The 14,331-nt window shown below is 51.2% G+C and carries 12 protein-coding genes; all 12 read right to left on the reverse strand.

From position 1 onward, the window contains the following. Positions 1–64 precede the first annotated feature (64 nt). Positions 65–1,267 carry an S-layer homology domain-containing protein gene (locus NSQ73_RS24280; protein WP_340988482.1) on the reverse strand — a complete coding sequence of 401 codons (1,203 nt, stop codon included), beginning with the start codon at positions 1,265–1,267 and terminating at the stop codon, positions 65–67. A gap of 265 nt (positions 1,268–1,532) precedes the next feature. After that, the gene (locus NSQ73_RS24285; protein ID WP_340988483.1) at positions 1,533–1,937 is read right to left on the reverse strand and encodes a DUF4073 domain-containing protein; all 405 of its coding nucleotides are present in this window, start codon (positions 1,935–1,937) and stop codon (positions 1,533–1,535) included. Between the two features lie 302 nt (positions 1,938–2,239). Further along, positions 2,240–3,322, reverse strand: coding sequence for a Gfo/Idh/MocA family protein (locus NSQ73_RS24290; RefSeq protein ID WP_340988484.1), 1,083 nt, complete (start codon positions 3,320–3,322; stop codon positions 2,240–2,242). Positions 3,323–3,338: 16 nt separating this feature from the next. Beyond that, positions 3,339–4,442 carry a Gfo/Idh/MocA family protein gene (locus NSQ73_RS24295; protein WP_340988485.1) on the reverse strand — a complete coding sequence of 368 codons (1,104 nt, stop codon included), beginning with the start codon at positions 4,440–4,442 and terminating at the stop codon, positions 3,339–3,341. 46 nt (positions 4,443–4,488) lie between these two features. After that, complete coding sequence (locus NSQ73_RS24300; protein ID WP_340988486.1) at positions 4,489–6,093, reverse strand: response regulator; 1,605 nt, start codon at positions 6,091–6,093, stop codon at positions 4,489–4,491. Between the two features lie 95 nt (positions 6,094–6,188). Further along, complete coding sequence (locus NSQ73_RS24305; RefSeq protein ID WP_340988487.1) at positions 6,189–7,943, reverse strand: sensor histidine kinase; 1,755 nt, start codon at positions 7,941–7,943, stop codon at positions 6,189–6,191. 101 nt (positions 7,944–8,044) lie between these two features. Then, positions 8,045–8,890: a carbohydrate ABC transporter permease gene (locus NSQ73_RS24310; RefSeq protein ID WP_340988488.1), complete on the reverse strand. Its 846-nt coding sequence runs from the start codon at positions 8,888–8,890 to the stop codon at positions 8,045–8,047. Further along, the gene (locus tag NSQ73_RS24315) at positions 8,887–9,849 is read right to left on the reverse strand and encodes a carbohydrate ABC transporter permease (RefSeq protein WP_042134739.1); all 963 of its coding nucleotides are present in this window, start codon (positions 9,847–9,849) and stop codon (positions 8,887–8,889) included. The genes NSQ73_RS24310 and NSQ73_RS24315 overlap by 4 nt, the downstream gene beginning before the upstream one ends. Positions 9,850–10,055: 206 nt before the next feature. After that, the gene (locus NSQ73_RS24320; protein WP_340988489.1) at positions 10,056–11,393 is read right to left on the reverse strand and encodes an ABC transporter substrate-binding protein; all 1,338 of its coding nucleotides are present in this window, start codon (positions 11,391–11,393) and stop codon (positions 10,056–10,058) included. Positions 11,394–11,638: 245 nt separating this feature from the next. After that, on the reverse strand, positions 11,639–12,514 hold the full coding sequence (locus NSQ73_RS24325; RefSeq protein ID WP_340988490.1) for a hypothetical protein: 876 nt from the start codon (positions 12,512–12,514) through the stop codon (positions 11,639–11,641). Between the two features lie 31 nt (positions 12,515–12,545). Next, positions 12,546–13,679, reverse strand: a complete 1,134-nt coding sequence (locus NSQ73_RS24330) for a DUF4367 domain-containing protein (protein WP_340988491.1) — start codon at positions 13,677–13,679, stop codon at positions 12,546–12,548. Beyond that, on the reverse strand, positions 13,661–14,218 hold the full coding sequence (locus tag NSQ73_RS24335) for an RNA polymerase sigma factor (RefSeq protein WP_340988492.1): 558 nt from the start codon (positions 14,216–14,218) through the stop codon (positions 13,661–13,663). Before NSQ73_RS24335 ends, NSQ73_RS24330 begins: the two co-directional genes overlap by 19 nt. Between the last annotated feature and the right edge of the window lie 113 nt (positions 14,219–14,331).

The following is a 14,331-nucleotide window of genomic DNA, read 5'->3' on the forward strand; positions in this document are numbered from 1 at the left end:
TAGTTCTTGCTGCTTCCCGGCGTCAATGAACTCGTCGGCCTCCGGTAACAGCCGGAATCGCTGATCAGTTATCGTCAGGGTATATGGCCCGCTGGAGCGTAGATAATTTCATATGTGTTACTTTTAACGTCTCCTCATCGAAGCTAAACGCCATGACATATCCTCTATCGGAGTTGACCCTATCGCCTGGAAGCAGGCGCGGGATCAACACCCCGTCCATATTCTCAAATGTGTAGCTTAGAATAACTCCATATGTGTTGCTTACTTCTGCATATGTACCATACGCCTTCAGTACATCCTCCAGCGTACTTACTCCGGGCCGGATATGCTGCAAGGTAGCGGTCAAAGCCGGTTCCCCAGCGTCTTCGTCTGCTTTTACCGACCATGAATCCATCTTGCCTGACGAATCATAATGGACAAATACACCCTTATACATCTCATTGTTAAACACATCTTGTTCAGTGGAGGCTCCATAATATTGTTCAACCAGAGACCTCGGGCTGTTCCATTCCATAATGAGCTTCCCGCCCGGATCACCTATCCCGAAATCCGCCTCAGTAACAGGTACCGCTGTGAAATCCTTTATTCCCGTACCCTTGTCCGGTAATGGGGGTAGCACCCCTGGGTCTGACAGCTCCTGCGGCCGGGGTTTCAATATATTTCCTTTCAGCTTCAACATCCTGATCCACTCCAACGCCTCTGCCCGGGTTAACGTTGCGTTCCCCTTGAATCCCTCCACAGTAGGCTCTTCCGGAAGCGGAAGCATCTGATTTCCAAGCAGAAAAATAATGGAATCCCTATCACTATAGTTTTTGCCCAGAGCAGAGGCTATGAACTGCGCAGCTGTCTGTCTGGTTATAGGCGCAGCTTGTGCCTGGGGGTCCTGAAGACCCGGGATGGGATGCTTCCAATTTTTCGCCATTCGATAAGGTCCAGCGGTCCACTCTTCCCCAAAGATCGTTGCCTTCGGATAGCCGAAGGAGAGATAGTACACCTTCAGAAATTCAGCTTCCGTAATCGGCTGGTCCGGCCGGAAAGTCAGGTCTGAATAACCGGTTATATACTGATTCCCCAGCGCCCAGCGTACCCACCGCTCCGACCAATGACCTTGAATATCCGGGAAAATAGGAGAGGTGACTCCCGTGTCATTGTCATCCGCTGTTTCCTCATAGCTCACTGAATCCGCTCTAACCGGATAATCCGGTGTGACGGCACCCGCAATCGTACCCGCAATCAGTCCGGCAACCACCAGTTTGATTGTTCTCAATCTGATCTATCCTTTCGTGAATATATTTTAATTTATCCTCTGCTTCCACATTATAGCAACCGCTGCGGATTAGGGATATGGTGCTTGAGGCAGTAATTTCTAAGGCTAAATCCTTGCTTACTCCGCAAAAAAAGAGATCAGCAGATAAAGCCTGCCAATCTCTTTGGGTAGAGCATTATCACCTTATGGCTCCGGTATCGCAGAAGTCTGTTCCAATAAGCGTCGAACTTGAGGGTCTCGCGTTGAACTAGATGGGGAGCTGATATTAATCCGGCGTAAAAGTCAGCGTTGTGATGAACCCTGCCGGAATGTAATTCACGCTGTCTCCAGCTATCCGCACCAGCACCGTTACCGCACCGTAGAAGACCGGCGGGTTGACTGGATCATAGGCAGTCCAATTCAAGCCCTCATCGCTGGAATACTCCATCTTCTCGTTCGCACCTGTAATGGTGTTCGCAACATCATCCGCAGTTACATTGGGCGGCCATGGCGGCTGAGCGAACAGAGTCACGGACAAGGCAGAGCTATTCCCTGCTGCCAAGGTGAAGTTATCCGCTGCATAATCTGCTGCATAGGCCTTCGTAGTACTTACCCCCAGACTGGCTGCACCCGCAACAAGGATTCCGATTAAAGAGAGACGGATGCATTTATCGACAGTTCTCCTCATCATTTCAACCTCCACATCTTATTAAATGAGAAATATAACACAGATCATATTATATCTTATTCTGGATAATTATTCCTTTGAAATTGTAAATTTAATATAAAATTTTGGATTAACCGCAGATTTCTCTTCACTCTTAAGTACTTTGCTAAGAACGAGGCGTCTTACCAGTGTTAAAAACACAAATAAATAGGCCAACCAGAAGTTTCTGGCAGACCTAAAAATACGAAGAGATTCCCGCAGGGCGGAAATTGCTACGACACCCGCGCAAGGAAATCTCTTATTGGGTTGAATCAAGTTAACCCGTGCTACTTCTCAATCGCCCAGCACTGCCGCTCAGTTCTCACGGTATCACCGGTCTGTATTGCCTGCTCAATCATCAGCCCGAGGTACACGTCCTGTGAAGCCTCGTCCAGTCCATAGAATCCGGGACCTCCGGTGGCATAGGCGGACATCTTGTCCAGGCAAGCCGCAATCGCGATCTCATCATCGTACAGTCTTGCAGGGGTAAACGGATTGTTGTAGAGCCATTGTTCCCCGCAGATTATCCCTTGAAGATAATAGCCTTCGGCATTCTCCTGTTCCCCCTTGTTGATGCGCTTCAGCTCCAGCTGAAGCGGCACCAGGTTGTCCTGCTGAATCAGCACACGGTTATCGAAGATTTCTCCCGTTTCTCCGCGCACGGAGAGGTGATTCGAACGGGTCCAGGAACGGTGCTGATCTTTGGTGAAGTCGTAAATCCCCAGCCGGTCTCCGAAATCCAGCCAGGCCAGATCTCTTTGCAGAGGAATCAGCTTGTCCTCAGCCGGAGGACCGCTGCGGGTAGGGCCGTTAATCCAGCAGGACCCGAATCGCATGGCTCTAATGTTAGCTTCCTCGAAACCGAGCCCAAGCATCCTGCGGATCAGGCTTGCTCCATGATACATATGCGAAACAGACACCGTCGTTTCCGTGATCCGTCCGAGTCTGCCCGAACGGATCAGCGACAGCCGCGCCTCTTGCACCGGATGATAGGGATACTGCTCGGCTACTTGAACCCGTGCACCGTGTGCAGTCAATTCCTTGTGCAGCTGCTCAAGCTCCTCCAGACTTGCGGCAGGCGGCGTCTCCGTCAACGCCGGGATGCCTCTCTCTGCCAGGCGGTACAAATAATCCAGAGAGGCCCGGCCGCTGACCGAGACAAGCACGAAATCCGGGGTTTCGCTCGTAAGCAGTTCTTCAAGAGAACGGTAAGTCTGAACTCCCCATGCTTCTTCCATGGCTCTGCCTTTGGCAGCATCCCTTACCACAAGCCCGCTAATCTGAAAGCGTTCCGGCAAGGAACGGGCGATTCTGAGGAAATATTGTGCGCGGAAGCCCGCTCCGCCGATAATGCTGAATTTCACTGTCATAATCTTACCTCCCTTATCAGCTGCCGAGAGGGAACCGCGGGGCATTGGCGAGAATACCGTCCCTCGTATACAGCATACTGTCCTTAGTTATTGGAAGAGTTACCGGCCGCCCGGTTACCGAGGCTTCATAGATGGCGGTGACCAGCTCCAGCGTCTTCCTTCCTTCATGCCCGTCAATCAGAACACGCCGCGCCGGTTCCTCCATCGCCTTCAGCATATCGTCAATTTGTCCGGCATGTCCCGTATATTGCAGAGGGCCTATGCTGCTGTAATACCGCTCGATCTCTTCCTCCAGCCCGGTATTCCGCTCCGGAAATCCATCGTCCCGCGAAGAAGAGGCATACACCTTCCAGGGTGCAGAGATACGCGCCTTCTCCCCCTGGAACACCAGCTGCTGTTCTTCTCCGTGATGAACGATGGAGCTGGTAACCTGGGCCAAGCCGCCTCCCGGATAAGACAGAATGGCGATTGACAGATCCTCCAGCTGCGACTTGTCATGCGAGGTATTCCGGATGACTGCCTGAACCGTCTCCGGCATACCTATCATCCACAGCAGCAGATCCATTTGATGTACTCCATGACCCAGCGTCGAGCCTCCCCCTTCTGCCTCCCAGGTTCCCCTCCACCATACATCATAGTAGCTCTGCCCTCTCCACCAGAAGGAATCCGCCTGGGCATGTACAATCCTGCCCAATAATCCGGAGTCCAGTGTAGCCTTCAATCTCCTGTTGGAATCCAGGAAACGGTTCTGTCCGACGACGGACAGGATACGGCCCGATTCAGCCGCCGCAGCCAGCATGCGGTCGCACTCTTCAAGCGACAGTGCCATAGGCTTCTCCACCAGCACATGCTTGCCGGCCCGCAGGAAGTCGGCAGCAATCTGCGCATGGGAATGAGGGGGTGTGCAGATGGACACCATATCCACTTCCTCATCGTTAAGCAATTCGCGGTAATCCTGTACAAACCTGCTCTCCAGCCGGAATCGGTCCCGGAGCGCATTAGCCCGCTCTTCCTTGTTGTCCGCCAGCGCAACTACTGTGCAGCGGTCTGCAAACATGGTGAAGGCCTGCAGATGAACAGCCGCTATTGAACCCGTACCGATTATAGCTATGCGAATCATAATCTCTCACGCTCCCGAATTTCCAAATGTTACATTTACTCTTTACTTAGTTGATCAGCTCTGTAGGGTTCATGCCGGTAATTTTCTTGAACAGTGTGCTGAAGTAAGGAATGTTTTTGTAGCCCACCCTTTCCGCCACTTCGTAGACCAGCATCTTCCGTTCCATTAACAGCTCTCTTGCTTTCTCAATCCGCACCCGGGTCAGGTAATTGTTGAAGGTTTCACCGGTAATATTCTTGAATATAATGGACAGATGATTCCGCGAGATATATACCTTGTCTGACAGATCGGCCAGCGTAAGCTCTTCCGCATAGTGCTCATGAATGTAACTGGTCATGAAGTCAACAACCTGCCTGTGTTTACTGCTGCCTTTCCATTGCCGGCTGGCGCAGATCGCGGTTATTTTGGCGGACAACCAGCCTGCCAGCTGGTCGGGCACTGCCAGATTGCCGATCTCTTTGGCAATCTGGTCATTGGTGAACAGATCATCCAGCACCAGTCCCGATTCATACAGCGAGTAGGTTATGATCCCCCACAGTTCACTGCCAAGCATCTGCACGTAGCCGGCGGAGACCCCTTGCTGTTTCTGCAGCTCGGTGACATATTCGCTTACAAGCTGCTGCGCTTCGGCTTCCTGTGTAGCCTTCATCGCAGCGGCCAGCTTATAGGAGAACTTGACCGGAAACAAAGCCCCCCTCTCCTGCCCGCTGCTGCTGCTCTCCCGGTATCGATACACCTCATAAGCCGGATTCATCCGCAAGGCTCCCTGATCCATCGCACGGAAGGCCTCTTCCGTCGATTCGGGGATCTTCATCCACGTATCCTTCAGGCTCCCGATTCCGATACGTATTACCAGCCTCAGGTATGAGCTGATGCTATCGATCAGCCGGGTTCCAAGCTCTTCCAGCTGCTCCGCACATTCTTCCCCGGGATGAATAATTAATAATGCCCTATAGCTGTTCAGCTCTGTATATTCCATGTCCGTGAAAAACCTGCGCGCAACCTCACAGGCAATATTGCTGACGGCAAAGCGAAACAGATTCCAGTCGGAGACAGAGAAGGAACTGGCCCGCTCATCGCGGATCAGCTCAATACCGATGGTGGCATGCTTGCGTTCCAGCCAATACTGATAAGAAGGCGGCAGGTGGGTATTGTTCCGGTAAGAGGGGTCCAAGGTGCCGACTGCTGCGGAACGAACCCATTCTTTCTCGACAAAGGGCTCATACAGCAGCATCTTCAGCTCAAGCTCCCCCTGTCTGATCCGCTCCTCCTCCTCCTTGATCAGCTCCTCAATGATCTTGCCCAGTATCGACTTAAGCGTCGGCAGACTGATCGGCTTGGAGACATAGTCACTTACTTGAAGCCTGAGTGCTTGCCTGGCATGCTCAAAGTCTGAATATCCGCTCAAAATAATGATCTTGCCCTTGAAGCCTTCCTTCCTCAGATGCTCCATCATCGTAAGGCCGCTCATCACAGGCATATAGATATCGGTGATCACAATATCCGGACAGGCTGCGCGGATCATCTCCAGGCCATCCTCCCCGTTAAGTGCTTCCCCGGCCCATTCTGCATCCAGCTCATCCCATGGGATCGCCCGCTTCATCCCCTGGAGGACCTGGCGCTCATCATCAATAATGGCGATTTTCCACATCGTCTCTGCCTCCTTAAGCTTCCTTGCTATCACTATCCGCTGCAACGTTATCTGCCCTGCACAGCGAGGGAAGCGCTGCCACTTCTGCCTTCCACTTAGCTCTTTCTATGCTCGCTTAGCCGCTGCCCCGGGGCCTCTGTAAGCAGAGGCAGACTCACCTCTACTCTGGTTCCGCCTTCTTCACGTTCCTTCAATGTAACCCCATAGTCATTGCCGAAATATCCGGCAATTCTCTCCCGCACATTGCGAATGCCATAGCCGCCGGTATGGCGGTTACGCGGCCGCTCCTCCGGCTGCTTCAAGCCTGCTCCGTTATCATCAATAATAATCTGCAGCGTCTCCTCTGCTCTGCCTATATAGACAGATACAACACCGCTGCTCTGCTTATTAAAGCCGTGTACGATTGAATTCTCCACGAACGGCTGCAGGGTAAGCTTCGGAATGTACACATCCTGCAGCTCCGGGGCTGCCTCTATCTTGTATTCCAGCCCTCCCCCCCAGCGGAGCTGCTGGATTTCGAGATAACACCGGATGTGCAGCAGCTCTTCAGATATCTTAATGAAGCTCGCCCCGTTGGATAAGCCGATCCGGAACATCTGTCCCATCAGCTCCAGAATCCGGCTGAGCTCCTCCTGCCCGGCATCGATTGCCATCCAGTTCAGCTGATCCAGCATATTATAGAGGAAATGGGGATTGATATTGGCCTGCAGCGCCTCAATCTCGGCTTTCCGCTGCTGCTCATAACGCCGTTCCAGCGAGAGATACAGCTCCTCAATCCGCTCATTCTGCTTGCGGTAGCCGGAGAATAAATAACCGAATTCATTCTCATAATCTGTGGGCAGCTCCTCTTTATGCCCTCCAACAGAGTACATCTTCATAGCGCTTACAAGCTGCTTGATCGGCTTGGTAAACTGCTTGCTCAGATAGTGCGTCAGCAGCAGCACCAGCAGGATCGCAGCGATACCAATCAGGCCAATCCACTCCGCCAGCTTCAGACTGCTTGCCGTAATCTGCTTCCATGACGTGAATTCGATCAGCGTCCAGATGGAGTTATCCATTCGGGAATAGACCAGCAGGGTATTGCCGGAACCTGCTTTGCCCGGAATATGCACATAGCCCGACTTCTTACTCTTGAGATCGATCCACTTAGACCACTCGTTCTGTTCGAGCGTCTCCCCGATCCTCAGAATCTGCTTCCCTTCGCTGTCGGCCATGATGCGGTTTGACCCGGAGGAATTGCCGGTCAGCAGCTGCCGGATTTCCTTGGCCTTAATATGGACGACCAGCACGCCCAGATAGTCATTCTCATACATGATTTTCCGGGCGAAGCTAAGCACCGGGACATCCCCCTGAAAGCTGGGAATGGTATATTCCCCGGACCAGGCGAAATCGCTTTTCACCAGACGCTTGGACCATTCCTGCTTATCCAGATCAATAATATTCCGGAACTGGATGTAGCTTTGGCTCTCACTCGGCATAGGCTCATCCATATACAGATCAATTCCCTGAATTAAAGGAATGGCATAGGTCAGATTGGCGAGCGCACTTTCTACGCCTACACGCCTGCGGTACCGCTCGAAATCATCCTGCCTGTTCCGGAGAAAAGTGGTCAGTTCGTTGTCCCGTGAGCTGGACAATGAAATCTGCTCAATCATATCCAGCCGCGTTGTAATTTCATTATTAAGTTCGTCCAGCAGCCGCTGCTGGTAATGGGAGGTCGTCTGCACGAGGGCTTTGGATGAATTGCTGTAGCTTGTCCATGCTGTAACTGCGATTACTAGAATGAGCACAATAGCAAAGCTGTGGAAAAACAGGCGGTCGATTCTGAATTTTTTAAAAGGATTGGTCAAGTCCTTACCTTCCTTCACTTCCGGTTCACACGAAAGAAACGGTAAAGCTGCGAATGAGGCTCGGGCGCTTTACCGTTATGTGACGGATGTTTTTTTACATCTTATCCCTTTATCCCTGTTGTAGCAATCCCGTCTACGAAATACTTCTGCAGGAACATGAAGACAATAGTAGCCGGAAGAATGGATACAAGCGACATAGCAAGCAGCTGGCCCCACTCTGCCGCCGATTGGGAATCGTTGATCATGCGCAGCGCAAGGCCGACAGTATACTTATCCACCGTGTTGATGTAGAGGAGATGGCCCAGGAAATCATCCCAGTTCCACAGGAAGCAGAAGATGGTCACCGTAACGATCGCCGGGAAAGCCAGCGGCATAACGACTCTCCAGAAGATGCCGAACCAGGAGCATCCGTCGATTTTGGCAGATTCATCAAGCTCTCTTGGAACCCCGCGGATGAACTGGATCAGCAGGAAGACGAAGAAGCTCCCGCCCGCCCCGCCCGCCAGCAGATGGGGAATTATAAACGGTAAATACGTATTGACCCAGCCCAGCTGATAAAACAAGGCATATTGCGGGATGATCAGCACCTGTCCGGGCATCATCAGGGTCAGCATCAGAATGGAGAACCAGAAATTCTTCAGCGGAAAATCCAGTCTCGCGAAACCAAAGGCAACCAGCGTGCAGGACAACAGGGTTGCGATAATCACAGCAATTTCAAGCCCGAAGGTGTTGAGATAAAAGTCCGTAAAGGTATGGCCGGGAACCGAATTCCAGCCCTTGGTGAAGTTGTCCCAATGCGGGACCGCCGGGAAGATCCCCGGTGAGCTAAGCTCGGTGCTGTCTTTCAGCGATGCTCCAATCCACCAGACAATCGGATAGACCATGATGAAGCTGAAGAGAATCATGAACAGATGACGGATTGCCGGCTTCCATTTCAATGTTGTCATTTACGTTGTTTCCCTCCAGTGTCTGTTTCATAGAATACCCAATACTTCGAGGTGTAGGAGATCAGGACGGTTGCAGCAACGATGGCGACCAGCATGATCCAGGCCAGTGCGGAAGCGTAACCCAGCTCGTAACGGCTGAAGGCCCTCTCATACAGATACATTGCATAGACATAGGTGGAGTTCATCGGCCCTCCGTTCGTAATCACAAAAGCGGAAGTGAACATCTGGAAGGCGCCAATGACAGCCATGATAAGATTGAAGTAGAGGATCGGTGACAGCATCGGCAGGGTGATTCTGAAGAATTGCGTTCTCTTGCTGGCCCCGTCAACCGAGGAAGCCTCATAGAGATCATTCGGGATCTGCTTCAGTCCTGCCAGAAAGATTACCATGGTGGAGCCGAATTGCCAGACGGTCAGCAGAATCAATGTGCCAAGAGCTGTGTCCGGATTGGTAATCCAGCTTTTCCCCTCTATTCCAAACACAGCAATCAGCTTGTTAAAAATCCCTTCTACTCCGAAAATGTTACGCCAGAGCAGGGAAACTCCGATGCTGCCGCCGATAAGCGACGGGAAATAGATCGCCGTACGGTAAGCACTAATTCCTCTCACTGCTTTGCTGAGAATCATGGCAACGAATAGAGCGGCTGCCAGCTTCAGGGGCACGGATGCAAGCACATACATGACGGTTACTTTGGCAGATTGTATAAATTTCGGGTCCGCTGTAAATATCCGCTCATAATTGCGGGACCCGATCCATTGCATCGGCTGCATCAAAGTGTAGTCGGTAAACGAATAGTACAGCGATAAGAATAACGGATACGCCGTCAGCGCCAGAAACCCGATCAGCCAGGGCGCAATAAACAAATAGCCCGCAAGCGGAGCGTTCCATCTGCTGCGAAAGTAGGAGCTTTTTTTCGGCAATGGAGCCGCTTCGGCTAAAGTCGTTGTGGAACGGTTCATCTGTGGTCACCTCTTGTGGTCAATTTGGATAACTCAAGTATATAATTGGCCCACACCCGGCTAAATGAGGGGAATGCTCGAATTCTTTCAAAATATAACGGTAATTCCAGGGAACCAAATAGTCCGGAATAAAGCCCGGGACAGGGCTGTCCCGGGCTTTTCGTTCAACTATAGAATTTATATGCCTTATGCTATCAATAATCCTTCTATTTCTCGTAGGATTGCGCTGCTTCCTTAAGCTGCTTATAAGCTTCCTCCGGCGTGGATTTCCCGAAGCTGAGCTGGTCACGGACAAGCACCCAGTCTTTATCCACGAAGTTGGTCCAGCCTCCGGCTCCGGCCGACCAGGTCTGGCCATCCGGCTCGGTAGCACGAAGGAGTCCTAACCCTACTTTATCCAGTTCACTCATGTTCGCTTCCAGAAGGGCGGCATTGTCCTTATTGGCCGGCAGGCCGCGGAAGGTTTGGGTGACTTGGGCTGCCTCCGGATCATTCACGAACCAGTTGATGAATTTCTTGGCTTCTTCGGCATGCTTGGAATTCTTGGAAACGGCCAGGAACATGGACGGCTTCAGCCAGCCTCCGGCTTCTTCGGCACGCGGCATCGTTACAAGGGCGTAAGCCCCCGGTTTAATACTGTCCCAGGTTCCCAGGTTGTTGGAGAAGCTGTACCGGAACAGGACTTTCCCTGCTGCCAGCAGGTCCATTTGCGGATCATTCTCCTTATCGGATGCATTCACATCCGCCGGAGGAACCAGGCCTTCTTTACGCAGCTCCTCAAATTTCCGGGTCCATTCCAGGTACGTGGCTTCATCCACATTGAAATGACCATCATCCGTGATAACCTGCCCTTTCCCCCTGGCGTATTGGTAAGCCGAATACATGAAGTAGTTCCCAGCATAGTCCAGGGTGAAATACTGGCCGTCCGGCAGCTTTGCTTGGGATTCCTTGGCTAAGGCAAAGAAATCATCCCAGGTCCAGCCATTGGCCGGATTGGCAATCCCCAGCTTATCCATAGCGGCTTTATCATAAACCATACCGAAGGCTACTGAGCCCAGCGGAACGGCATACTGTTTGCCGTCCAGCTGTCCGCCGGCCAGCAGCTTCTCATCGAATTTGCTGACATCCACCTCTGGCGCCAATTCAGTGAGTTGCTTGCGGGCCATCCAGTCCGGCATCCAGCCCGGATCGAGCTGCACGATATCCGGAGCGTTATTGGCCGCAGCCTGGGTAGATAATTTGTCCAGATATCCGTCCATCCCGGAATACTCCGGCTCAAACGTTACATTCGGATTATTCTTCGTGTACAAGTCCAACGCAGCCAAGGTTGCCTCGTGGCGCGGCTGGGAGCCCCACCACATAATCCGGAGTTTGACAGGTTCACCGCTGCTAGGAGCTGTAGTTGCCGCAGCATCAGTACTGGCAGGTGCCGCAGTAGCAGCTCCTGCATTGTTTGCTCCATTCCCTCCGCCGCCGCAGGCAGCCAGTGTACCCAATATAGCTGTCATGGCCAACACCGAAAGAGAACGCTTCCATTTAAACATCTTTAACCCTCCTGTATACATCTGTATTCTCTTACTACATTGTTATAGTAACAATTAGGATTTGAAGTTCATATAAGAGCAATGCACGAATTATTATAAAATCTCCCGGAAATGAAGTCTGCGTGCATACAAAAACACCTCCAAGGCTGTCCCCCATCCAAGAGATAGGGGGCAATTTTGAAGGTGCTATCCGACAGGTCTTCACGTAGCGGACCGGGTGATTGTCATGCAAGCAGAACCTGCGGCTATTTCGATGCCTCCATAACCTGTCCCGCCAAAGCCAGCAGTTCCTCCTTGTTCAGATGCCCGCGGTCTTCCCGGAGAATATAATTGACATGTGTTTTTGCATTCATCCATACCACCGACTTGTGCTCCTGCTTATCGTTAGCTGTATATATTACCTCTTGCCCATCGACTTTCAGCTTCTCCGACTGCGGCTGTACCGGCTCCGATTCAACCGCCTTCCCTGCAGCCCCTGCGGGCTCGGTATTGATGGAAAGTACTCCTGTAATCCCATTGACCGGAGCGGTCATCGTATAGATTAGCTCTATAGAAATACGCTTCTCCTGCAGCTTCTTAACATATATTTTTTTGCCGGACGCCTTTCCCTCAGCAATCACCTGATTGAATATCTGCTTCCGTTCGGAAGATGTTTGATAGGGTGCAATTCTTGCCAGAGTAAAGTTGTAGCCCTCCGGGGGCTGTTTCAGCTCCAGACGCATTGCGGGCTTCCCTGCTGCATACTTCTTGACGTATTCATCATAATTTCTGAACATAAGCGAATACGAGTTACTCGCATAGGACGAGCCGATGGGACTGGCCTGGTATTCCTTGTCATTAATGTACACATACCTGATCTCCCCGGGCTGATAAGTACCGCTTAACGCCTTCTTCTGCTGGTCCAGAAGACTCTTGAATTTCTTCACCTCCTGCTCCGCTTTCGCTCTAGCCTCCGCCTCGCTGACCTGCGCTATATATTTAACGTCCGTCATGATGGCAGGCAAGGCTGCTGCGGATTGTATCCCGGATGAGGCAGCAAACGCCTCCCCTGAAGCCCCGTATCCTATACCCAGCAACAGCGCTGCACTCGTCATAGCCATGATCGTTTTTCTGTAATTCATTAAGATTCCACCTTTCTCTATTTGCAAATACTTAATTCATCATACCGGCAGCAATATGGATAATGTCATCTTTGGTTAATGTAGTATTCTCCGGTGGGGCAGTCACATCATAGATCATCCGCGTTTCCGGATCAGCCCAGATAAGTCTGTACTTATAGCCTATTTTGAAATCTTCATTATTGGAGGGTTCAAGATAAATCAGCTGTTTTCCGTTGATACTAATATTCTCTACATTTGTAGTTTGGGTCCACATTAGAGTCTCTACCGGTCCGGTATTCTGCTTTATACGTTTGGCGCTAATTCTTACCTTACTTTCACCATTCTTATACTCCAATGCAGCGGAATCAAAAGTAATGTTATCCGCAGGCTCCCGTCTCCAGGTCACCCGGAAGCCGCCCTCAAGCTCAATTCCGCCGGACAGGGCAAGCAGTTCTTCCTCATTCATCTGTTTGAACGAGGGGGAAACATATGCCTGGTCAAAAGTATACCCGTCCGCCATATATCCAGGCTGCTTCAAAATCGGAGCTGTGTGCTTCTCTGCACTGGTCACATAGCTGGAATAGTCAGTAAATATCATCAGCGGGCTAAATATGCCAATCTGAGAACGTCCGTCCCCGCCTTCATGTCTTAATACGAATGTAGCGTATTCTCCGGGAAGCAATAATTTCCCGATCGCCTCGTAGCCTTCCTTATATTTGGCACTCATCAGCTCATCTTCTTTACTAGGCTCCGCCTGGGGAAGATCAGGCCCGGGGGTTAAAGGCATTTTCATTATTTCTATCGTTCCGCCTTCCTCCGTCGCCTGAAGCGGCTCATAGGGCTGCACTTCATATTGGAATTTGGCTGCCTGCCGGGGAACGGAGGAATACAGGGAATAGCCGCCTCCCAGTAAGACAATCAGGATTAGCGCTGCTGCCCAGCCTCTAACCGGAATCCGTAATATCCGTTTACGGCTGCGCTTTATCCCGGTTACCGTCTCTATCCTCTGCATAATCGCAGGAGCGTCCCCATCATGCAGTGATGCCTGCAGATCAGCAGTAAGGCGTACCTTACCGAACCCGATGGCTTCCATCACAGGGTCATGGACATCAACGGGCGGAAATTCAGCAGAACGATCTCCATCTTTTACAAATTGCTCTTCTGAGGTCAATTCGCCCTTGCCCATAGTTGTTTCTCCCTCCGCTCGATAGCTTTTTTAAGCTTGCCTCTGGTCCGTTCATATCTTTTGCGTACCGTAGCTGTGCTGACACCCAGAATCTCTCCGATTTCCGCAAAGGATTTATCTTCAAAAATACGCAGAATCAATAAATTCCGGTCTTCCATATTAAGCTGCTCCAAAGCGGCTGAGACCGGCTCACTGAACAGGCGGTTCTCCACCGTTTGTTCGGCGCTTTTCACCGTAACCTCCTGCCTGAGTAATTTCCGCAGCTGATGCTGAAATTTCTGCCGGCGCAGCTGGTTTAAGCAATGATGATAAGCGACCTTGTAGAGCCATGAGACGAAATCCGCCTGCGGCCTGAACTGCCCGATGTTCTGATAAGCCTTGATGAGAACATCCTGCACTGCATCCTCGGCCTCTTCCTTGTTGTTCAGCAAGCGGAAGCAGTATAGGTAAATGCGCTGCTGGTACAGCCTGATAATATCCGAAAAAAGGGAAGCCTCCCCAGCCTGTATCCGCCTGATCTTCTCTTCTATAGAGTCCACGTTTGTCTCCTTTCTGCTATCAATATAGATATAACACTTGAGCAGGGGATTGCGTGACATTTTTTTCCGTTTCAGGCATTAAAAAAGAGACCAACAGATAGGATTCTGTTGAT

The organism is Paenibacillus sp. FSL R10-2736, from assembly GCF_038000245.1.
Taxonomy (GTDB): Bacteria; Bacillota; Bacilli; order Paenibacillales; family Paenibacillaceae; genus Paenibacillus_AQ; species Paenibacillus_AQ phytohabitans.

Bases quoted from the DNA above. Each gene is read 5' to 3' on its own strand.
- NSQ73_RS24330 (WP_340988491.1), bottom strand. From the start codon at position 13,679: ATGGGCAAGGGCGAATTGACCTCAGAAGAGCAATTTGTAAAAGATGGA.
- NSQ73_RS24320 (WP_340988489.1), bottom strand. From the start codon at position 11,393: ATGTTTAAATGGAAGCGTTCTCTTTCGGTGTTGGCCATGACAGCTATA.
- NSQ73_RS24310 (WP_340988488.1), bottom strand. From the start codon at position 8,890: ATGACAACATTGAAATGGAAGCCGGCAATCCGTCATCTGTTCATGATT.
- NSQ73_RS24295 (WP_340988485.1), bottom strand. From the start codon at position 4,442: ATGATTCGCATAGCTATAATCGGTACGGGTTCAATAGCGGCTGTTCAT.
- NSQ73_RS24315 (WP_042134739.1), bottom strand. From the start codon at position 9,849: ATGAACCGTTCCACAACGACTTTAGCCGAAGCGGCTCCATTGCCGAAA.
- NSQ73_RS24285 (WP_340988483.1), bottom strand. From the start codon at position 1,937: ATGATGAGGAGAACTGTCGATAAATGCATCCGTCTCTCTTTAATCGGA.
- NSQ73_RS24300 (WP_340988486.1), bottom strand. From the start codon at position 6,093: ATGTGGAAAATCGCCATTATTGATGATGAGCGCCAGGTCCTCCAGGGG.
- NSQ73_RS24290 (WP_340988484.1), bottom strand. From the start codon at position 3,322: ATGACAGTGAAATTCAGCATTATCGGCGGAGCGGGCTTCCGCGCACAA.
- NSQ73_RS24325 (WP_340988490.1), bottom strand. From the start codon at position 12,514: ATGAATTACAGAAAAACGATCATGGCTATGACGAGTGCAGCGCTGTTG.